At 37.2% G+C, this 22,865-nt stretch carries 19 protein-coding genes; 2 read left to right on the top strand and 17 right to left on the bottom strand.

Going from position 1 to position 22,865, the window contains the following annotated elements; all coding sequences use genetic code 11:
• Positions 1–20: 20 nt before the first annotated feature.
• The 5 genes from FKN08_RS13120 to tviB all read right to left on the bottom strand — a co-directional run bounded on the left by FKN08_RS13120 (position 21) and on the right by tviB (position 5,051).
• Positions 21–1,067, bottom strand: a complete 1,047-nt coding sequence (locus FKN08_RS13120) for a hypothetical protein (RefSeq protein ID WP_170892294.1) — start codon at positions 1,065–1,067, stop codon at positions 21–23.
• Positions 1,064–2,188, bottom strand: a complete 1,125-nt coding sequence (locus tag FKN08_RS13115) for an oligosaccharide flippase family protein (protein WP_170892293.1) — start codon at positions 2,186–2,188, stop codon at positions 1,064–1,066. Before FKN08_RS13115 ends, FKN08_RS13120 begins: the two co-directional genes overlap by 4 nt.
• Before the next feature lie 55 nt (positions 2,189–2,243).
• Positions 2,244–3,266 (bottom strand): NAD-dependent epimerase/dehydratase family protein, encoded by a 1,023-nt coding sequence (locus FKN08_RS13110; protein WP_170892292.1) that lies wholly within the window; start codon positions 3,264–3,266, stop codon positions 2,244–2,246.
• Positions 3,267–3,352: 86 nt separating this feature from the next.
• Positions 3,353–3,727, bottom strand: a complete 375-nt coding sequence (locus FKN08_RS13105) for a four helix bundle protein (RefSeq protein ID WP_047009463.1) — start codon at positions 3,725–3,727, stop codon at positions 3,353–3,355.
• Between the two features lie 43 nt (positions 3,728–3,770).
• Positions 3,771–5,051, bottom strand: a complete 1,281-nt coding sequence (tviB, locus tag FKN08_RS13100; protein ID WP_006742489.1) for a Vi polysaccharide biosynthesis UDP-N-acetylglucosamine C-6 dehydrogenase TviB — start codon at positions 5,049–5,051, stop codon at positions 3,771–3,773.
• A gap of 871 nt (positions 5,052–5,922) precedes the next feature.
• Here tviB and FKN08_RS13095 point away from each other — a divergent pair.
• Together FKN08_RS13095 and wecA are read left to right on the top strand one after the other, a co-directional pair.
• Positions 5,923–7,248 (top strand): MBL fold metallo-hydrolase, encoded by a 1,326-nt coding sequence (locus FKN08_RS13095; protein ID WP_170892291.1) that lies wholly within the window; start codon positions 5,923–5,925, stop codon positions 7,246–7,248.
• A 137-nt stretch (positions 7,249–7,385) separates the two neighbouring features.
• Positions 7,386–8,468 carry a UDP-N-acetylglucosamine--undecaprenyl-phosphate N-acetylglucosaminephosphotransferase gene (gene wecA, locus FKN08_RS13090; protein WP_170892290.1) on the top strand — a complete coding sequence of 361 codons (1,083 nt, stop codon included), beginning with the start codon at positions 7,386–7,388 and terminating at the stop codon, positions 8,466–8,468.
• Positions 8,469–8,529: 61 nt separating this feature from the next.
• Here the strand turns inward: wecA and FKN08_RS13085 are convergent, their stop codons facing one another.
• From FKN08_RS13085 to FKN08_RS13030, 12 genes are read right to left on the bottom strand one after another with little or no spacing between them, the layout of a single operon-like run.
• Positions 8,530–9,735: a glycosyltransferase family 4 protein gene (locus tag FKN08_RS13085; protein ID WP_170892289.1), complete on the bottom strand. Its 1,206-nt coding sequence runs from the start codon at positions 9,733–9,735 to the stop codon at positions 8,530–8,532.
• The gene (gene wecB / locus FKN08_RS13080; RefSeq protein WP_170892288.1) at positions 9,735–10,865 is read right to left on the bottom strand and encodes a UDP-N-acetylglucosamine 2-epimerase (non-hydrolyzing); all 1,131 of its coding nucleotides are present in this window, start codon (positions 10,863–10,865) and stop codon (positions 9,735–9,737) included. The genes FKN08_RS13085 and wecB overlap by 1 nt, the downstream gene beginning before the upstream one ends.
• A gap of 20 nt (positions 10,866–10,885) precedes the next feature.
• Positions 10,886–11,989 carry a capsular polysaccharide biosynthesis protein CapF gene (locus FKN08_RS13075; RefSeq protein ID WP_170892287.1) on the bottom strand — a complete coding sequence of 368 codons (1,104 nt, stop codon included), beginning with the start codon at positions 11,987–11,989 and terminating at the stop codon, positions 10,886–10,888.
• Complete coding sequence (locus FKN08_RS13070) at positions 11,990–13,027, bottom strand: polysaccharide biosynthesis protein (RefSeq protein ID WP_170892286.1); 1,038 nt, start codon at positions 13,025–13,027, stop codon at positions 11,990–11,992.
• 2 nt (positions 13,028–13,029) lie between these two features.
• Positions 13,030–14,220 (bottom strand): CDP-glycerol glycerophosphotransferase family protein, encoded by a 1,191-nt coding sequence (locus FKN08_RS13065; protein ID WP_249373431.1) that lies wholly within the window; start codon positions 14,218–14,220, stop codon positions 13,030–13,032.
• 23 nt (positions 14,221–14,243) lie between these two features.
• On the bottom strand, positions 14,244–15,275 hold the full coding sequence (locus tag FKN08_RS13060) for an acyltransferase (protein WP_170892284.1): 1,032 nt from the start codon (positions 15,273–15,275) through the stop codon (positions 14,244–14,246).
• A 9-nt stretch (positions 15,276–15,284) separates the two neighbouring features.
• Positions 15,285–16,352, bottom strand: a complete 1,068-nt coding sequence (locus FKN08_RS13055) for an EpsG family protein (protein WP_170892283.1) — start codon at positions 16,350–16,352, stop codon at positions 15,285–15,287.
• Between the two features lie 26 nt (positions 16,353–16,378).
• A complete protein-coding gene (locus tag FKN08_RS13050; RefSeq protein ID WP_170892282.1) occupies positions 16,379–17,389 on the bottom strand; it encodes a glycosyltransferase in 1,011 nt (336 codons plus the stop codon).
• Between the two features lie 5 nt (positions 17,390–17,394).
• Positions 17,395–18,516: a polysaccharide pyruvyl transferase family protein gene (locus tag FKN08_RS13045; RefSeq protein WP_170892281.1), complete on the bottom strand. Its 1,122-nt coding sequence runs from the start codon at positions 18,514–18,516 to the stop codon at positions 17,395–17,397.
• 1 nt (position 18,517) lies between these two features.
• A complete protein-coding gene (locus FKN08_RS13040) occupies positions 18,518–20,251 on the bottom strand; it encodes a thiamine pyrophosphate-binding protein (RefSeq protein ID WP_170892280.1) in 1,734 nt (577 codons plus the stop codon).
• 6 nt (positions 20,252–20,257) lie between these two features.
• Entirely contained in the window at positions 20,258–21,319 is a 1,062-nt protein-coding gene (locus FKN08_RS13035; protein WP_170892279.1) for an NAD-dependent epimerase/dehydratase family protein, read from the bottom strand.
• Entirely contained in the window at positions 21,319–22,842 is a 1,524-nt protein-coding gene (locus FKN08_RS13030; RefSeq protein ID WP_170892278.1) for a polysaccharide biosynthesis protein, read from the bottom strand. Before FKN08_RS13030 ends, FKN08_RS13035 begins: the two co-directional genes overlap by 1 nt.
• Positions 22,843–22,865 lie beyond the last annotated feature (23 nt).

Here is a 22,865-nt window from a genome sequence, read left to right as displayed (position 1 = left end):
CACACCAAAAATTGTATTGACTATAATCTCTCTAATATTTCCAGTCTTTCTCTTACATTATTTTTTAGTGAAACAAGATTTCGCTCACTATCTTTCATATTTATATTTCTTGATTTAACAACAAAGCTTTCTAATTCTGAAAGGTTGTCAAAAATAAAGTCACCTTTATTAGAAATTTTTAAGATAAATCTTTCTTCAAGATTAGGTACTGATGTTTCTATATAGTTGATAACAGTCGGAATACCATGAGCTATATACTCACAAAACTTCAAAGATGAGCAAGTTGTCTCATGACGACGAAATAAGGCAAGTGTTGAGACGGCACAATCACATGACAGCATAATTTTAGAATAGTCATCATATAAAAGAGTTCCATATTGATGTACATTATTTAGATTAGTTTTTGTTCCAACAGGGCCGACCAAATGAAATTCAATATTAGGGGATAATTCCGCCCACTTTAAAATTAAATCTAAACCTTGCCAAGTGTGATGATTAGAGTATATAAAAAACACTTTATATTTTCCAGATAGACATTTCACATCTCTAGGAGTTATATTCTCCAAATCATATGCATTAGGAATTTGAAATACTTTCATGTCTTTTGGAATATTTCTTTTATTTACACCACTACCTACGGATAACAATCCGTTTAACGCCTTGTAAGCCACTCTAGACGAAAAATTTTTAATTATTTTTTTTATATAGTTATTATTGAATAATACATCGCCATTTATCTCCATTATAGACTTACTTCTTTTCAATAAAAACCATAAAGAGACTGTCATTCTCATTTCTCGAAGATAAACAAAGTCATAATTGATTTTAAAAAGATTAATAAACGTTAATTCTTTATTTATATAGCTTCTTATAAAATTACTTCCAATACCTATAACTGTTGATCCCTCGAAAAATTCATTATATTTACTTTCCAGTTCCTCCCTAGTAAACACAATTAAATCTACATGATAATGAACTCTCATTTCTTTAACTTGACTTGATATTTTTTTTATTACCCCACTGGAAATATCTTCAGTCAGATAACAAGCATACAATATTTTCTTCATAACAAAATTCTATTTCTATATATAAAAAACAATGATAAAAAGCAGGCTAATAGCTTAGATAAAATACCAATTAACACTATATCTTCAATAGTTGCGCTGTTACTTAACTTAAGGCTAAAGACAAAAAACAAAATTAGTGAAGTCAAAGATGTCAATATAATAAACTTAACTTTGTTCATAATGTTTAATGCTATATCAATACAATTACTTTTTAAAGATGACAATACGACATTCAAAGTAATATAAACAAGAACAATAGAAGTTAGTGAATATCCATCTCCGAGAGCAAGCGAAACAATTTCTTTCCCAAAAAAATGGACAATAGCTATGAGCATTACACCTAGAAACGACATGCAGTTAATGTACATAGCAATCAAATTTAGTATAGACTTGCTATCATTTCTTTTTTTTACCAACTCTGGATATACTATTGAAGATATTAATGAAAAAATGGCAACTACTGCAAATTCAACAAATTGGGAATTTGCCACATAGGCACCAAAAATTTCAGATTTAAGATGTTTAGATACAATAAGCTTATCTAAATTTAAATTAATCACCGTTACACCAGTAGCAATGCCCGTCTGTAAACCGAAGCTGATGTACGTTTTGAATCTCAAAACCAATTCACGACTTATTCTATAGTGTTTTATTACGCTTTTTATTGTAATTAGAGACACTATAACACAAGATGTAATTAAGGATATTACAATGTAGTTATAATCTTTATAGTGCTTAAGGAGTATGTAGACAAGAATCACATAAATAATTGATCTTGACAAGTTTTGATATAAAAATAGAATATTATAATCATTGACTCTAGCGTATGTGTTACTTAATAACGCAAACCCAAGAGCATGGGCAATAAATAATATCTTCCAATCTAAATCAAACAGATAAAACACTATCAAAGATAATATAAGGTTAAATGCAACTATATATAATGAAAACTTTATGCTTTCGTTATTTCCGTAAAACCACCTTGAATAGGCACCATTTACAGTAGCATACATCAAATTTGAAAAAATACTTGCGGGAATAAATAGCTCTTGATATTTTGCGTATTCATTAGGTTCTAAAAATCGAGTGATAACCATCAATGCTATAACAGAACTTAACATCTGTATAAGCCTTGATGATACAACACTAAGAATTTTATATATCATAATTATTCAATCACATAGACTTATTAATAAACCATTGCACGGTTAAATCAACTCCTCCTTTAATTCTTATTTGTGGTGAATAATTGAGTAGTGTTTTTGCAAAATCTATACTGGCCTGTGAATGCCTAACATCACCTGCACGAAACTCACGATAAACAGGTTCACCCTCTACTTTTATACCATTTTTATTTAGTGCATTTTTAATTGCATAGTACAGTTCATTTAATGTCGTTCTGTCACCAACGGCGACGTTATACACCTCGTCTTTTGCATCTTCTTTTGCCGTTGCTGCTAACAGGTTCATTTGAACTACGTTATCGATGTAGCAAAAATCTCGGCTTGTTTCGCCATCACCATTAATGTAGACATCTTCGCCATTGATCATTGCTGCTGTCCATTTTGGAATTACCGCAGCGTAAGCGCCGTTAGGATCTTGTCGACGACCAAATACATTGAAATAACGAAGCCCTATCGTTTTAAAACCGTAAGTGCGGGCGTATACACCGGCATAAAGCTCATTTACGTATTTAGTTACCGCATAAGGAGAAAGCGGGTTACCGATGTTTTCTTCCACTTTTGGCAGTGCTGGATGGTCACCGTATGTCGAGCTGCTTGCAGCATAAGTAAAGCTGCTTACCCTTTCTTCTTTTGCGGCGTCCAGCATATTTAAAAAGCCGGTGATGTTCGCTGCGTTTGTCGTTAGTGGATCAGCGATAGAGCGAGGTACAGAACCGAGTGCAGCTTGGTGTAGTACGTAATCAACACCTTTTACGGCTTGTTGGCATGTTTTCGGCTCTCGGATGTCTCCTTCAATAAAGGTAAAACGATCCCACTGTGCTTCACTTACTAGGCCTTTTACTTCATCTAAGTTGTGTTGATGGCCTGTCGCGAAGTTATCTAAACCCACTACGGTTTGATCAAGCTTGAGTAGTTTTTCCAGTAGGTTTGAGCCAATAAAGCCCGCAACACCCGTTACTAACCACGTCTTTGGTGATTCAACTAGTTCTTGTTGGATTTGTTCGTATTTGGTCATTGTGTTTTCCGTGTGGGGAAGGTCTAGGGTCTAGGGTCTAGGGTCTAGGGTCTAGGGTCTAGGGTCTAGGGTCTAGGGTCTAGGGTCTAGGAAACATAATCTCCCTTTTCTTCCCTAACAAAACCTTTCCGGATTTTAATCAAAGCGGCGATCATTGCTGCTATCTCTTTGCATTCTGCAACAATGAATAAGCCACTTTCTTTATCGATGTAACCTATATCGATGCCAATATAGGTTTGCGTAAGGAGTTCACCTAACGAGCCTTTTGCGTAATAGAGAAACCTTGATTCTTCTTTCGCAGTTTCTCTTTCAAGACCTTCTGCGATATTAGAGGGAACAGATAAAGCTGATCGCGTTATTTGATCTTTAAAGCCATAATCTTGGCAATCTCGCATGAGTTTATAGACGTTACTCGCCAAACGTGATGAACGCTTCCAAACGTCTAATTGCTCGAATTTCATGGCTCGGCTCTGAGGTTATAGCTTCTAGGCCCTAGGACCTTCCTTACAAACGCATATCTACGCTTTCTTTATCTAGAACGTATTTCAGGTCGTACAATACGTGTTCTGGTTTACCCAAAGTACGAATTTTCTCAACACCCATTTCTTTAAATTCGTTATGAGATACCGCCATGATGATCGCGTCGTAATGGCCTTGCTTTTCTTTTTCGCAAAGTGTTAAGCCATATTCATGCTGCGCTTCATCATTTGAACACCAAGGGTCCATAACATCGACGTTGATGTTGTACTCTTTTAGCTCAGAGATAATATCCACCACTTTGGTATTGCGTAGGTCTGGGCAGTTTTCTTTAAATGTTAGGCCCATAACAAGTACGTTTGCGCCTTCTACGTGAATACGTTTTTTCAGCATTTTTTTCACCAGCTGAGAAACAACGTATTGCCCCATACCATCGTTTAGGCGTCGGCCAGCCAAAATCATTTCAGGATGGTAGCCTACTGCTTGTGCTTTATGCGTTAGGTAGTACGGATCAACACCAATACAGTGACCGCCTACCAAGCCTGGACGGAATGGTAAGAAGTTCCATTTAGTGCCTGCCGCTTCTAACACTTCTAGCGTATCGATACCAAGCTTGTTGAAGATGATTGATAGCTCGTTGATTAATGCAATGTTTACATCACGCTGTGTGTTTTCAATTACTTTGGCAGCTTCGGCCACTTTTATAGATGACGCTTTGTGTGTACCTGCAGTGATGATGGTTTTGTATAGCTGGTCGACAAATTCTGCGACTTCTGGCGTTGAGCCACTTGTTACTTTAAGAATGTTCGTGACTCGGTGTTCTTTATCACCCGGGTTGATTCGCTCTGGAGAGTAGCCTGCGAAAAAGTCTTGGTTAAACTTAAGGCCAGAAACACGCTCAACAACGGGAATACAATCTTCTTCTGTTGCACCTGGGTATACGGTTGATTCATAAACGATGATATCGCCCTGATTTACTACTGTACCCAACGCTTCTGAAGCTTTAATAAGAGGCGTTAAATCCGGTTGTTTGTGTTCGTCAATTGGAGTAGGAACGGTAACAATGTAAACATTGCACTCTTTGAGTTCTTGAAGAGAGGAAGTATAAGAAAGGTATTTTGCTTCTGCTAATTCATTATCGCTGCATTCTAATGTGCTATCGCGTCCAGCAGAGAGTTCATCGATACGGTCTTGGTTGATATCGAAGCCAATCGTTGGTGACTTTTTGCCAAATTCCACTGCGAGTGGTAAACCAACGTAACCTAAGCCAATGATGCCAACTCTGGCGTTTTCTAATGAAAAGTTCATTTTTAGTTCCTAGCAAGTTTAGATTTTTAGAACGCCTTTAGGTCTGGTTAGGGTAACCAAAGGCGTAGATAGACGAAGGACGCACAGGGCATCCCTTGAGAAATTCTTAATACTTGTAAGAGTGATTTGTATTCGAATAGCGAATATGGATGTTTTAGGCATGCCGTAGACACGTTGATAGAGCACATGAGTATATGTGCAACGAGAACACTCTACGGAACTAGATACGTGGACGGTAAATAGAAGGGAGGAACCTTATGCCTAGCCAATTATCACTCAAAAACTGTCATCGCAGCTTTGAATTGCCCCTCTGACGTAATGGGACATTTAGTTAATTATTTGTTTAGGTGCACTTTTTATAAAAGCCGACCTTGCCAGAAATGCAACTATGTGCTTAATTGTATTTATATTTATCTGGTGACATTTTTATGTCACTTAGAGAGCTTTGTTTTGCTTTTTGGCACGCTACCGCCCTTAGGTCTGGCTCCTAAAGGCAATGCATTTGGTTTTTTATCATTTGTGCTCAAGGCAAAGGATTGTATAGCAAACAGGTTGCAACGAAAAGTACAAGACTGACAAAAAAATGGCTTTTTTATGACAACCAACCAAGATATAAGGTGTCAGTTTAATCAGAAAATCGTAAATTCTGCCTACCTAAAGCGCGTTTTATAATACGCATTTATTCGTTTATATTTATTACAAAATGCAAAAAGTTGCCTATGTGGAATATGCATCACAATTTAATGCAACTTAAAACACCGTTTAACACTCCCCTAGCATTTTGACTCCTACTTTCGTGTTTATCTGGTCGGTTACCCTCCCTCTTCTCTCTTCGATTCATTACATTGATACCTATGGAAAGGAGATAGCTATGGAAGTACTTCATCATGGTGGGAAGGATACGGTGACAGGCTCTTGTCACGAACTGCGACTTGAGCAAGGGAGCATTTTGATCGACTGCGGGTTATTTCAAGGTAAAGATGCATTGGTAGGTCGTCATGATCGTTCGCTGGCGATAGAGTTTTCTTTAACCAAGGTAAAAGCGGTGGTACTGACCCATGCTCATATTGACCATATAGGCCGATTACCATGGCTACTCGCTGCTGGTTTTAAAGGCAAAATCTACTGCACACAAGCAACTGCTGAGTTGGTCCCTCTTATGTTAGAGGACGGATTAAAGCTACAGCTGGGTTTAGGCAAACATCAACGGCAGCATATATTAAATCTAATTAAGCAACGATTGGTGCCATGTCAGTACAATACATGGCTTCCTCTTAAGGGGTTGGCTTATATACGCTTTCAACCTGCGGGCCATATTTTAGGTTCTGCTTATTTGGAATTTAAACTCTCAAATAATGACGTAGTGGTATTTTCTGGTGATCTCGGTCCAAGTGATACGCCTTTACTCCCAGATCCGAAACCTCCTGAAAAAGCAGACTATTTGTTTATTGAGTCGACCTATGGTGATAAGCACCATGAAAGCGTAAAAAATAGAAGCACTCGATTGCTCTCTATTATCGAACATGCGCTGGAAGATGGTGGTGTGATTGTTATTCCTGCTTTTAGTGTCGGTAGGACACAAGAACTGTTATTCGATATCGAACAACTTCTGCACCAGGAGTCTTTACATGGTGCCCTACCAATTATTCTTGATTCGCCTTTAGCACGAAAAGTGACAAAGACTTATCGGCGCTTTAAAAAGCTTTGGGGTAAAGAAGCAAAAAGGCGTTTAGAGCAACATCGTCATCCTCTCGGGTTTGAACAATGTATTACGATTGAGACTCATGCTGAACATATGAGATTGGTGAATCGTCTGGCGAGCACTTCTGAACCGGCTATTGTGGTTGCTGCTTCTGGGATGTGCGAAGGTGGTCGAGTGATAAATTATCTTAATGCGTTGTTACCCGATAGTCGTAATGATGTGCTGTTTGCTGGCTATCAAGCTGAGGGAACGCTAGGGAGAGAAATTCAAGAGGGTGCGAGTGAAGTTGATATCGAAGGAAAGAAAATTAAAGTGAAAGCTCAAGTACATACGATGTCTGGCTATTCTGCTCATGCAGATCAATCCGATCTAATTCGCTTTGTAGAAGGAATTAATCCACCACCGAAAGAAGTGCATTTAATTCATGGTGAAAGTGTTGCAAAAGCAGAGCTGTATCAACATTTTGCCAGGAAAAAAATGAACGTTGTGCTTTAATTTACTGATAAGAAAATCAGGAGAAATTGGGTAAAAGTATCGTTTTGCTACCATTCTGTTACTTATTTTCTCCTTGAGATAGTTACCTTGTCGGTTAAAATAGCCGTCGAATAATTACAATGGCAGTTGGCACTATTATGTTTCTGGAACTTCTATTTATCTTCTTTTCTTCGTTTGCCACTTTGTTTCTCATGCGTAAGGTTGCTAAGTCGGTAGGCTTAGTTGATAAACCGAACGAAAGGAAGTTACATGACGGTGCTGTTCCACTTATCGGTGGGATCTCTATCTGTATTGTCCTTATCCAATTTCTGACCTTTAAACCAGAAGTTATCGAATATAGTTGGCTGTATGTATGTTCTATCGCACTCTTAACGCTTATCGGTGCCATTGACGATAAGATCGACTTGAGTTTCAAAATACGCATGGGAGTTCAAGCTGGGTTATCTTTGGTGATGGTTCATATTGCCGGTATTGAATTGCACAGCTTAGGTAACATGTTCGGCTTTGGGGATATAAATTTAGGCTGGACTGGCATTGTGATCACAGTGCTAGCGGTCATCGGTGCAATCAATGCTTTTAATATGGTAGATGGTATTGATGGTCTGCTAGGTGGGCTTTCTATTGTAACCTTTGGCGCTCTAGCCTATTTATTAAGAGTAGACGCCCAACACGGCTTAGCTTATCTCTGTGTGGTTATTATTGTTGCGATGCTGCCTTACATTTTCATGAACTTGGGGATTTTGGGACGCGCTCGAAAAGTATTTATGGGTGACGCTGGCAGCATGATGATTGGTTTTACTGTGATCTGGCTATTGCTGGGTGTTAGCCAAGCGGAGAGTAAACCACTGATGCGCCCAGTGACGGCATTGTGGCTAATTGCGGTTCCGTTGATGGATATGGCGGCTATCATGATTCGCCGAGTTCGCCGAGGGGATTCGCCATTCAAACCCGATCGTGAACACTTACATCATATTTTCCAACGTATGGGCTTAAGCCCTAAGCAGACCCTAGTAGCAATCTGCGGTATTGCAACTCTTTATGCTGCTTTTGGTATTTACGGTGAGCTGGCGGGTATTTCTGAACCAGTGATGTTCTATACCTTCATTGCCTGCTTTGTTGTGTATTCCATTTTACTTGCTTATGTATGGCGAATTACGAGTTTTGTTCGAGCGAAGATCGAAGCCAAGTCAAACCGAGAAACATCAGCTAACATAACCTAATAAATAAAAAGCCCTGTCATTAATAACGACAGGGCTTTTTTGAGCAGTAAGTCAACTGATATTAAATGGCAACATTGAGTGAATTTATTATCATTCTTGCTGCCGACTCTACAGAAAACTCTTTTTCTAGCAAAGAATAAGCAGCATGACCAATCTCACCTCTTAATTGCTGACTTTCATATAACGCAACAGCATTATTAAGTAGTTCACCATCATTACCATTGATCGAAATAAAACCAGCGTTATTACTGTTAACAATATCCATCAAATCATTACCAGCGTTAACACTGCCAAGAATAGGAATTGATTGCACCATATAACCCAATAGCTTCCCAGGAAAGTTATGCGCTGTATGCTCGGCTGATAGTGAAAATAGGCCGACATCTATCTCAGAGAGAATAGCTTTAAACTCTTCCTGATCGACTGAAGGCAGATAGGAAAAATTGTCAAGTTTCCATTCTTGAGCAAGCTCATTAATTAAATCGACTTCGTCACCTTGTCCTACATAAAGAAAATGAGCATTAGTTTTACTACTCATACTCTTTGTGAGGCGCATTAGGTTTGCCATATCTTGAGCGTGGCCAATGTTACCGCCGTAGAAGAAAATAACTTTGCCATCTAATTTAAGTCGCTTTCTAATACTGTCACTTCTAAGATCTGGCTCATGTGGGCGCAGCTCCGCCCAGTTCCGCAATATTTCAGTGGAGTAGCGGACTTTAGTCATATCATTGAATATTACTCTATTTTTCTCTGACATTAAGCCAATCATATCTGCTTGTCGGTATGAGTGGTCTTCAAAATAGCGAAAATATTTTTCTATCAATGAGCCAGATCTGATCATCCCCGCATCAATGACCCATTGGGGAAAGAGATCACGCAAGACTAAATAAGACTTACAATTACAACGGCGTTTTATTTTACTCACTAGACTGCCAAAAAATATCGATGGTGAGTAATAAACCACGCCATCAAATGTGTCTTGCTTGACTTCATTAGATATTGCGCGCCATGCTCGTGTAGACAGCAGAGTTTCATTAATAGCCCTTTTTACTTTGGATATATCCTTAATTGGACCACTAGAGAATCGCCAAATATCAACCCCATCCAAAGTATCTTTAGTCAAGCTTTCCTTTTGCCCTTCTGATGGCGTAATTACCGTCACTTGATGACCAGTAGAAACCAAGTGCACCGCTAGTTCGTGAAACATTTTTGCTGCCACACGTGTACTGTGTGGCAGATAATCATCGATAATCAGAGCTAAACGCATCAATACTCTTTCCAGACAACACGGCGTACATAATCTGTGTAGGAGTGAATAATACGAACAACCTTATCGGATACATTCGGCATGCTGTAATCTTCCACTCTTCTCAGTAAACGGGTCTCGCCACTTGGCTGACTTTCTAGTATCTTCAATCCCTGCACGATGCGCTCGACATCTAACCCAACCATCATTACCGCGGCTTCTTCCATTCCCTCTGGACGCTCGTGCGCTTCTCGCAAGTTCAACGCCGGGAAATTCATAATCGATGACTCTTCATTGATTGTGCCACTGTCAGAAAGCACCGCTTTCGCATTTTTCTGAAGGTGGTTGTAATCATGAAAGCCTAGCGGCTTCAGAAGCTGAATATTGGCATGAAACTCAATGCCTTGAGCTTCGATTCGGTTTCTTGTTCGAGGGTGCGTAGATACGATAACCGGGTATCCATACTTCGCCGCCACTGTATTCAAGCTCTCCGCCAATTTAGCCAGTTGTTTTGGTGAATCGACATTTTCTTCTCGGTGTGCACTGACAACAAAGAATTCACCTTTCACCAAGTCAAGGCGGTCAAGAACATCTGAGCTGTCGATTCGAGGCATGTAGTGATTTAAAACCTCGAACATTGGACTACCCGTTTTAATAACACGATCGGCAGGAAGGCCTTCCGCTAACAAGTAGTCTCGTGCGATCGTGCTGTAAGTAAGGTTGATATCTGCAGTGTGATCAACAATACGACGGTTGGTTTCTTCAGGGACTCGTTGATCAAAACAACGGTTACCTGCCTCCATATGAAAAATTGGCACCTTACGACGTTTGGCAGGAATAGAAGAAATGCAAGAGTTGGTGTCACCTAAAACAAGCATCGCTTCTGGTTTTATCTCTTCCAGCACTTCATCCACTTTGATGATAACCTGACCGATGGTCTCAGCAGCGTTCTTACCCGCTGCATTGAGAAAGTAATCCGGTTTACGAACTCCTAGATCGTTAAAGAATACTTCATTAAGTTCGAAGTCATAGTTCTGACCGGTGTGCACTAGAATATGTTCACAGTGCTCATCCAACTTTGCCAACACACGAGATAGCCGAATAATCTCAGGACGCGTGCCAACCACTGACATGACTTTTAATTTCTTCATTTGTGTTTTCTCTTCAATGTTTACAGTGGGAACGCAAAAGTATCTGGCGCTTCACGGTCAAAAATCTCATTAGCCCAAAGCATAACGATCATTTCTTCATCACCGGTATTCGTAATGTCATGTGACCAACCTGGCACAGTCTCGACGATTTGAGGAGCACTGCCTTCTGTCTCCAGCTCATAACGCTCGCCCGTCCCAATGTGTTCAAACTTAAAGCGAGCTTTACCCTTTAAGACAAGGAACTTTTCGTTCTTGCTGTGGTGGTAGTGCCCACCTCGAGTTATCCCTGGGTGCGCTGTAAAGAAAGAAAACTGACCTGCCTGTTTTGTTTTTAGCATTTCGCTAAACACACCACGCTCGTCACCATAACTAGGGATGGTGTAGCTGAATTGGTCAGGTGACATATAACTTAAGTAAGTTGAATACAAAGCGCGAGCCAGTCCAGTACCTACATCTTCAGTCACTAAATTGTCACGGCTTTCCTTAAACGCTTTAAGTAAATCTGCAACCTCACCCACTGTGGTTGGGTATTCTGGTAAAACAGCTTTAAAACCACTCTGCTCAGTATTGTCTAGCAAAGCAATTAAGCTTCGGCAAACATCGTCTATGTAGACCAGCGTTACCGGAGCTTTAGGATCGTTTATGATAATGTCTAGGTCATTGAGTGTGTTGTAACAGAAAGTGGCAACAAATGAGTTATAGTTTGGGCGACACCATTTCCCGAACACGTTAGGAAAACGATAAATAAAAAATGGAGCGCCGCACTCTTGTCCATATCGCTCAACACTTTGTTCAGCAGCTCGTTTACTTTGTCCATATGCATTATTTTGAAGCGCTTGGGTAGAAGAGCTTACAACAAGAGGCGTCTTTTTACCGCTGCCTTTGAGCTGTTCAACAACGAAGTCAGTAAAGTCAGCATTACCCTCTTGAAATTCCGCTTCTGTTTTTGGGCGATTAACTCCAGCCAAGTGATAGACAAAGTCTGCTTCAGCTAAAGCGTGAGCTGCTTGTTCACGTGAAGTATCACGACCGATTTCAACAAGGTCTTCGTGGCCATGTTCACGAAGCATGACGCAAAGGTTTTTCCCAATGAAGCCCTTGGCTCCTGTTACAACAATCTTCATTTATACCCCCTCTGGTACTACTAAGCTTCCCGCTTCAATGTCGACAATGAAGTCAAGTTTACGCAATAGCTTAACCATGCCGTCCACATCTAAGCGCTCGGTGTTATGAGAGTTGTAATCCTCAATGAGAGATAAGTCTTTCTCACCTTCTTCATGGTATTTTGAGTAGTTGAGGTCTCGATTATCTGATGGGATACGATAGTAGTTGCCTTGATCTTGAGCTACAAACATTTCTTCACGACTACACAGTGCTTCGTACAATTTCTCTCCATGACGAGTACCAATGACGTTAACTTGATGTTCACCCTTGTGAGTGATTCGCAAAAGCGCTTGGACTAATACATCAATAGTCGCCGCAGGAGCTTTTTGTACAAAGATATCGCCATTGGCTCCGTTGACAAATGCGTGCAATACAAGGTCGACAGCATCGTTGAGAGTCATCATGAAACGAGTCATGTTAGGATCCGTGATCGTGATGGGCTGACCATTAATAATCTGACGTAAAAACAGTGGGATAACTGAGCCACGAGAAGCCATGACGTTACCGTAACGAGTTGCACAAATAGTAGTGTTGGTATGCTCAAGGTTTCGACTCTTGGCAACAATGACTTTCTCCATCATCGCTTTTGAAATGCCCATCGCGTTGATAGGGTAAACTGCTTTATCTGTACTCAAACAAACCACGCGTTCCACATTATTTGCAATCGCCGCTTCTAGTACATTTTCAGTACCTAATACGTTGGTTTTTACCGCCTCTAAAGGGTAAAACTCACAAGAAGGTACTTGTTTTAGCGCTGCCGCATGGTAAATATAATCAACACCGCGAGTAGCATTAAGGACACTTTGATAGTCGCGTACATCACCAATATAAAACTTGAGTTTATCGTTGTTGTACTTCTTGCGCATGTCATCTTGTTTTTTCTCATCACGAGAAAAAATTCGGATTTCTTTGATATCAGTATTGAGGAATCGGTCTAGGACAGCATTACCGAACGAACCTGTACCACCTGTAATTAATAGGGTTTTATTTTTAAACATTATCAACTATCTCTAGAATTCATAATTAAATCAAATATTCTCTTGCAGTTCCCATCACCAAATTCATGAAAACTTTCTTTTGCAACTTTCAGCTCGCCTTTATCATAATTCCCAGAAAGCCCTTCGGTAAATGCTTCTTTGAACGCTTTAAAGGTCTTAGGTTTATGACCAGGGGTTACTTCATAGTAATCAAAGTTAAAACCAGGATTCTTCTTGTAATCTTCAATATCATATGGAAGGAAAATGATTGGTTTTTCGAGGTGCAAAAAGTCAAAATAAATACTAGAGTAATCAGTAATCAATAGTTCAAAAGAATTTATATAGTCCATAACATCAGGAAACTTCTCTTGATCAAATGAAATTACATTGGGTAATGACAGGATCCTTTCATTACTTTGACTATCCAGCAAATGAGCTCGAACAAAAACAAAAGCATTTTCTTCTTCTAGGTATGCTTGTAATTCAGCCAAGTCGAGATCTTCAAATGGAAAGAAAGTTGTAGATGGTCTCTCATCTGAGTACGTCTTAAAGGGATTTAAACTGAATGATTTTTGCTGAGAATTACGCCAAGTTGGAGCATACAAAACCAGCTTAGAAGATTCGTTTATATGGCTATTGAGCGCATACAATTCGCTTCTTCTACTTTCATTAAAAATAGCATCGTTCCAAGCTTGTCCAGTAACAAAAACTTTACATCCTTTGGTTCTAAAGCTATCAACTAATACCTTTGAAACAACCTTTGATGTACTGGTAACAATATCATATTTTGGGTATACCGAAGAAAAGAGCAGTCTTTTAATCATGTTAATACTAGTATCTTTGTATAACACTCTTTTCAAAGGAATACCATGCCACAAATTAACACAGAGACGACCTATATAAAAGAAGGGAACTTTAATAGGTAGGCCTGTGGAGGTAACCCATACTCCAGAAGACATAATAATCTCAATATTATGTCTTCCCTTGTTACTGATAAAATAATTACCTATTGAATTATTTAATTTATTTCTTAATTCATCATTATTTATTATATATCTACAATCTAGATTAGAATTATTAATACAGTATTCGAAAAGATGCTTAGAATTCTGATTAAAACTACAACCAGAAGCAGAATAAAAAATTATTCTATTTTTATTTTTAGAAAAAAAAGTATAAAAAACTAGATAGTAAAACTTCCAAAAAGTATCCATCATCAATGTAGAACCATTTACGTTTAGCGTTTAAAAGACAAAACCGGACGCTCAACTATGCGCCATGAAGCAAACCCAGATAATACTGTAAATAGAATCACAGCCCAAAAGCCAATATAATTTTCAAAACCAATATAGATAAATAAATTAACCCATAGCATATGGTAGATGTATATCCCATAAGATATATCATTACCTTTAAGCGTCATAAATGAAAAATCTGTTTTCGTATAGGCAACACAAATAACGAGCATTGCTAAAGGAATCAAAAGTAGTGGCGTAATAAATGAGCCATACGTTATCAAACCTAAGTTGTCGCAGATAATTGCCAGTACCATATAGGAAAAAGTTATGATTATCAGTTTTCCTGATAGCAACCGTATGATGTAATCTCGATATTTTTGCAAGATACAACCTAATAAGAAATAGCAAAAATAAGGAATAAAAGTAACACCAAAAAGCTTACCTAGTATGCTGATCTCATCACTGTCATGAACAAACCCGCCATATACTTGGTTTATTATAAGAAAAAATAAAAAAAGGAAAATAAGGGCATAGCCAGATTTCTTTGAATTAAACTTTTGGATAAAAAAATAAAGAATAGGCGTCATCAAGTAAAATTGAATTTCTACAGGAATAGTCCATAAACTACCATTTATTACACCTACACCAAAAGACCTAAGAAAGTCAGGGTTGTAGAATTGACCAATTGTAGCCTGTGCAAAAATCCATTGAGTAAGCTCTATTAATGAAAAATCCGCTTTAACAACAAAAATCACCATAATGACGGTGAATGATAAGCAAACCCAAAGCGCTGGAAATATTCTGACAAATCTATTAAAAGCATAATGCCTTAAAGTCGGACTTCGCTGATACGCTGAAGATATCAGGTAACCGCTAACCAAAAAGAATATTGGCACACCAGGAAAAAAACGTAGGAAATAATCATAAGGAATGAATTTTACATCAAGGTGATGGACACTATGCCCTATAACTACTTGCAAAGCAGCAAACAATCGAATGAGATCAAAGTTGTTAATTTTTGAATATTTCAAAGTTAGACCTTAGATGTTACCGTTAAATTGTTGTACTGAGTAGTATGAAAAATAGAAATAAAGCACTGCATATACAATAGGCAATAATCCCGTGTATATTCGTCTAACATTAATCATCTTTAACGTTAGATAAGCCAATAAAAATGCTTGAAAGAACGCAAGATAGTAAAGCACTCGATTGAATATTGGACTAGTATAAAACAACATACCTAATAAATAAGTCACAATCCCTAAGTTACAGAACAATCTTAACCTATCATCTACCTCTCTAGTCAGAAAAAAAGAGGCTATTAAGCAGATAATAAGATTAACAAACATACCTAACTTCATGCCACCTATATATGAATTCATATGCTCGGAGACCAAATAAAATTTATATGGTACATTTGGAGGCAAAGTATTGTATAGCCATTTTGCAAGTTCTCCAACAAAATTAATCTGCCCTAAAAAAAAGAAAAACAAAATAATTAAAGAGAAAATACCAAATGGTATCTTTCTATCAAAAATGAAGACTAAAAAAGGAAATAAGATAAAGATAAGTACAGTTGGATGAAAGAGTGCACCAATTAAAACAAATAGGATATACTTACCCCATTTACGGTATAAGGCATGGTTAATAAATGAACAAATCAGTACAAGTGATGCAACATGCGACCGCAATATATTAAATCCACTTAGAAAAGTTAAGCAAAAGAATGCTAACATGAAAACAATAAAAAACTCTTTCCGACTAAATACTTCCATAAATGATGAAAATACTGACCAAAAAAGTATAAATTGTAATACAGACACTACAACAAAAAATAATCTTGGATCATCCGTAATCAAGTTTAACACATAAAACAAATAGTAGAAAAAGACACTATTTGTAATCTTAAACTCAATATCACCTGTATATAGTGCTATATATGATGGGTAATCAGTACCAATATTAACTTGCGAAGCCATCGTAATAAGTATTGGAGTAAGCAAGAAAAGCAGTGCTAACGATTTGTTTTTTTCGACACCTTTAAAAAACAAAATAGGATAGATAAAGAAAATGTAAACAGAACAGAGTATGGGATAAATAATATTCATAAAGACTAACTTATGCTAAGCACCCTCTATCGAACATGCTTAACTGTCAGCTTGCTTTTAAAATTTGAGATGAATTTTCTTACACAAAATACTATTAATAACAATTTTTCGTTACTAACAAGGTATGCAGAGTTTATTATTCCAATTTTTCTAGCCAATCTAAAGTATCCGTTGTATTTTAGATCTAGGTTTTTCCTTAAGTCTAAATAAGCGCTTCTAATTTCTTCATCAGTTTCGAGCTTAAGCTTATTACGATGATCATTTAGTAACGCTCTCATATGACCTAACTTTTTCAGAGCACAGTTACTATTTAATAAACTATTTGAAGTTAAAAACTTAATATAATCTAAGATTACAACTCGCAAAGCATTATAGTGCTCTGTTGTTATTTTTCTTCTTGTTGTTGAATTTTCATTATTGCGATACGCTACACATTCAATATTGATATTTGCAACTCTCTTTGCATGAAAAAGACCTTTTAATACAGGAAGTTGGTCTTCATAATAAAACCCAGAGAACCCAGAAAGCACATGATTGATATAAAAGTCTCGTCTCCATATTTTATCCCAATTATATGCAGTGTACATATTATCACTGAGAAAGTCTTTTCCTAGATATATTTTATCCAAAGCTATATCTTTATTTTCACATAAGCCTGTTAGATCTATATTCTCATTAAAAACCTTATAGTTATAGATACCTATATCTAAGTTGTTAGCTTTAGCTAAGTTATACAATATCACCAAACTATTTTGATAGATCAAATCATCTCCATCTAGAAAAACTAGGAACTCACCTGTAGCTCTTAAAGCTCCAACTTCTCTCGCTTTTGCTGGACCTTCATTATCTTTGTTAATAATATGTAAATTGTGATTTTCATCTGCTATCCGAGCAAGAATTTGGCCTGTATTATCTGTCGAACCATCATTAACAACTATTACTTCAAAATCAACCAAAGATTGATCCAGAGCTGAATAAATACTGTCTGCTATGTAACTTTCACCATTAAACACTGGCATTATTAATGAAATTTTCATTTTAATCACATGCCTTTATCTTCAAGAACTTCCCTAAGCAAGTTTTGGGAAAGCTGTATTTCCTGAGCTCGGACTTTATTTACTCTGTCAAAGTCTATTTTACCATGAATTAATTCTTTAGAAATATCATTGACACTAGTTACAAGTCGTTCTATTAGATCAAACTTTGACAATATAGATGTAAATCTTGCGAGCCCTCGCTCTTCGTTACCGATAGCTATAAATGGAATATTAAATATGATACAAAAAGCTACACCATGAAATGAATCAGTTACGACATACTTTGCATCCATAAATGCACGGACCCACTGTGTTACTGCAGGATATGTTTCATAAGGCGTTTCCGGAAGGACTGTAAAATCTTTCAATTGCGTCTCTTTTTTCACAAAATCAATAACTTCTTTTTTGCTATCACCCTGGTCAAGAACATAAACAAACAGCTCCCCTTCAGACTTTGGAGTTTGATCAAACTCAACTAACTTAATATAGTCATTTTTTTTCAACAAGAGGGTTGGGTCAACAACATGCTCCGCGTGAACACCAAACGCTGATTCGCATATCTGAACACCTGAACTTTCTCTTACGGTCACAAGATCAAACTGCTTCAAAAGCTTAGATACACGAGGGACTAATTCATTAGAATACTCTGATGCACTATCGATTCCAAATGAAGCCGCGTAAGACAAACGCTTTACATCATCTCTTCCTTCAAGAAAATCAAAGAAATAACTCAAAATACCTGGAGAATATAGTGGTCTCCAAACTTGATCACTACCTACAACATATGCATCAAAGCCGTAAGCACTCAGTTTATCTATACTTGACGTACTTTTAATACACTCCGTCAAAACCAAGTTGTCTCTGATAAATCTATCCGTTTCTTTTTGAATGAAGGATTTTTCTTTTTGAGATAGTGGCCAAAGCCTTGATACTTGCTGTTTAAGAACATAACGCTTGATACAAGAGCGTATAAATGACGGCAGACCTAGCAGCTTCGGTTTTTTGAAAGGTATATCGGCAGTAAAAACATCGTGACCCATCTCAATAAGAACTTTTTGCAAAGCATAAGCTTGAAGAAGCCCCCCATAATTTTTATGGAGAGGTTGAGTGAGAATACAGATTTTCATTTTAATGACCTTTTACTATTTTACGGATAGTACTCATACCTTTATGACCTATCATTTTTTTTGCTTTTCCCTTAAATAAAAGCTTTGAGTCTTGCTTTATATTAAGAACTTTCTCTAATGCTTGACTCTCCAATTCGCTATCGGTAAATATCTCAAAAACGATTGATTGTTCAATAGAATCTGTAGACAAAAATTCATTTTTCTGAGAATCAAACTCTGACTTACTCGATGCACTTAGATATCTAAAACCAAGCCCTTCCGCATAGTTTTTAACAAGGCTAGTAGATTTGTTGCCGAAGTGGTTAGCCGCCGCAATATATTGGTCAGCTTGTTCGCTAAAATATGCAGCATGGTGATTATATTGCCTAAATTCAGTTCCTTTACCATTGTTGATCATGAGTATTCTAAGATTCTTTCCTACATGTCGATTACCAAGTGCATTCATGTCATAAAAGAATGCGAGGTCACCTAATACGCAGAAATAAGGAGTGTTTTCATTGGCAAATGATGCCCCAAGTACTGTAGAGAGTATCCCATCAATGCCAAATCCCCCTACATTACACCACACAGATACGGATTTGGGTGTCTCAAAAAAGTTCCATGAGCGTAGGCTATTCAGAATACCTAAATGCAGAACTGAACCTTCGGGGATTTGCTCTGATAATTGAGATGCTACCCATATGTTTGAAAATGGGAGGTCAGGTATATTTTCTTGTAACGAAACTAAATACTCTCGGCACAACTTAAAGTAGCTATCTTCCGAAGGTGTTGCTTTTGTATATTTTTTGAAGAACGATAGCTCCGACATTTCAAAGACATGCTTCAGTTTTCTGAAGGTATCTCTGATTTCTCCATCTGGACTAACTCTCCAAACTTGCCTCCCAGACATTCTCAAACTTGGATAATCACCACTGATTTCACCGATGTGTATGGATACATCTGGTTTCAACGCTGAGTTATCCATAAATTCTTGACCAGCAGCAAGCGAAAACAACAGACGGTATTTCCCTTTGTAACCACTTGTATGATCACAAAAGACAACTGCGTTATTCGATGCACAGAAATCATCTAATGCTTGAGTTTCCTGTCTTGACCATGGCGCATGTGAACCGATAAAAACAGCAATTTTGCCATTTAGGCTAGGAAGGTCTTCACTCTCAAATGTATGCCGATGTATTGCTCGAGCAACAGGCAAGTCTTTGCAATCAAAGGGGAGGTTGTAGTTTGTGAATAAATTTATATGTGCAGGCCCTCCCCCAGATCGAGATAGTTCTAATATTGCTTTATTTGCACTAATTTCACATGCCCATACATCATCTGTGTCTTTTACAATGGGCATAGATACACTAATTCTGGAGATATCGTTTTGAATATTACTTCTGTCAATCACTTGCGCAACTAAGTGACCAACTTTTGAGGTATCTTGTGTTGAAGTGACAGCTAATACAGGTAGTTTTCTATAATATGCTTCTGTTAAGCCAGGCAGATAGTTTCTTGATGCCGTTGCTCCTGTACAACTAATTACAACAGGCTCTAATGTCTCAGCAGCTAAGCCACAAGCCATGTAAGCAGCGGAGCGTTCATCCACCGCAGAATATATTTCAAAATAAGGGTCATTTTGTATGCTGCCAATAAATGCTACGTTTGTATTTCCTGGGGACGCAATTACCTTCTTAATACCATGTTGTTTCAGTAATGATATTAATATCTGTGCATTTCTTTCTCTTGTATACATAAATTCCTACCTGTTACAAACGTATCTGTACAGTAAATATTTCACTTTATTTTTAATACCTATAGGTTCAATAATCGAAGTATGATTTCCTGCTTGCTTGTCTTTTAAGGCTTCAACTTTCCAATCTATATATCTAAATTTAGGGTTATCAAGAAACTCATTTAAACACATGTCTAGCCCTACCTCTGGAGGCAAGAAACTCTCAGTATCAATATATTGATTGATTTTATTATTATCGAACCTACGATTGTAAACCCTATCATAATCTATTTGATACTTGGCACTGTGCCATTGCTTAATATCTGACACGCTCTTTGCAGTAATATTTAACTTGATGTTTTCCCTATGATTAAGTGTATTAATATATAAATCTAACACTTTCTTCCACGTGATGGCATGTGGAGATGTAATATTAAACACTTCACCCATTGTGCTTTCCTTCCCTAGCAAGGAAGAAATGCCACGAGCTACATCTAAGCCATAAGTTAAGGTGGTGAATTTTTGTAAGATTTCATCGCCAATAATAACTTTCCGACCATTTATTGCTCGATATAACCATCCTTCTTTTTCTAATACACCAAGTTGAAAACGATCTTCACTATATGTTATATAAGGGCGAATTATAGTCCAGTTATTATTTTTAGATTCCAAGAGGATATTTTCTTGTCGAGCCTTACTTAATGCATATTCATCTGTATGTAAATATTTTCCATCTTTACATACATCCAATAAACGAGGAGACTTCTCTGTTATAACTTGCGAGCTGTTAGCATATACTCGAGCTGAGCTAATAAATACATACTGACTTGTTGAAGATAAGAGTTTATCAACTCTACCCTCTAGCTCTTGTGTTTTGTAGATCATGAAGTCAACTATGACATCCCACCTGTGCTCCAATAATGACGTGATAAAGTCATCATCTTTTGCGTTACCAGTGATATACTTAACACCTTCACCGTTGGGTCTAGAACTTCTAGTTGTAACATAAATATTGTTTTCATTGCTCAAAAGACAATCCACTAAGTGCTTACCCATAGCACCAGTACCGCCCAATATCAATATATCCATTAATCTGAGCCTAATTTATTTTTTATTTTATTACTAATCAGGTGCATCATCTTGTTCCTAGTACTCAAATCAAAACCAATAAAAACTATTGAAAAAAGTGTAATAATAAACACACATACAACATAAAAGTACGCGTTAATATCCAAGCCTAAACTAACAAATAAAATTGGTAAAGAAATGGCTTTAATAACAGGAATTAAAACCTCTTTTGTATATTCTAATATTGGAAGACTTATTAAATAAGACACTAACTTTAGTCTTACTAAAAACATAATCAAATTCGCAATAATAGCAATAATAAAAACACTGTACGCAGGATAACCTAAGCTTAAGAATAAATAACAAACAAGAATAATTGATATTTGTATTGTTCCCAGAATAAGTTCATATGTTTTTATTTTCCCCGGAGCCCTTGCAGCAGCGGTAAGAGGCAAACTAATCGACATAATCAACATTTCTATCATTGTTAACTGTGTAAATAAAACTGCGTGTTCCGGAGGTTGATGTAACCACAAGCCTAAAACTAATTCCATACCAGTTACTAAAGGTAGAGTAAGCATCCACATGAGAAAGAAAGAAAGCTTCGAGCCAGTAAAAACAATGTCATATAGTTCTTGACTGTTTCCTGATGCATAATTTTTTATAATTGAAGGATAAAGCCCAGTGTTGAATGCGTTAGAGAATGCATTCACCTGTGTCGATATAGATATCGCGATAGCTCTAGAAGCAGCAGTTGCAGGGTTAAAGAACTGATTTATTAGAATAGTTAACCCTTGTACTCTTAGTACCGTGGTAAACTGCCCAAATAAAGCCCACCCAGTGAATAAAATAATATCAATAAATAGTTTTCTATCCCAATACCACTCCCTAAACTGGCACTCATTAAACTTTTTACAACAAATGATTAAATACAATGAAAAAACAACAATTGAAACGCTTAAAAGTAAGCCTCCATAATATTCAAGTTTATCCCCTTGATAATAGGTTATAGCCACAGCAACACCCAATTTCAAGATTGATTCAAATATTGATATCAATGCAAAGTAATGCATTTTTTCGTGGGCAATTATAATCGCTAAAAAAGGAGATGATAGAATACTAAATATCAGAGTTGTGATTGAATACTGATAAAGCGTTAACGCTACAGAGTATTTTTCCAAAGGAATATTAAGGTGGTTTTTTACGAACCACAAACCAATTGTTTCAAGCAATAATACAGCTATTGCAGCAATAATAAAATATATTATTAAGTTGACACTGAATATTTTTCTTAATTCAAAATCATCCGATTTTCCCAATGCAAACGAAAAAAAACGTTGGGTTGTAGATGCCATGCTCGTAGCTAAGACAGAACAAAGAGCAACAATACCTGCGACTACGCTATAAATACCATAATCGACAACGCCTAGCCCGTCTAGCACAACTCGCATACTGTATAGAGTAATTAAGACGATCAGTATTTGTCTGACATACAAGTATAATGTATTCTTTGCTATTGTTTTTTTGTCAGTTTTGTATGTCATGGTGTTATTAATCTTTCATGCTA

Source organism: Vibrio sp. 1-2 (7-a) (assembly GCF_013048515.1).
In the GTDB taxonomy this organism is placed as follows: domain Bacteria; phylum Pseudomonadota; class Gammaproteobacteria; order Enterobacterales; family Vibrionaceae; genus Vibrio; species Vibrio diabolicus.
Note: the sequence above shows the minus strand (reverse complement) of the source record. Positions and strands in the feature narration are given on the sequence as shown.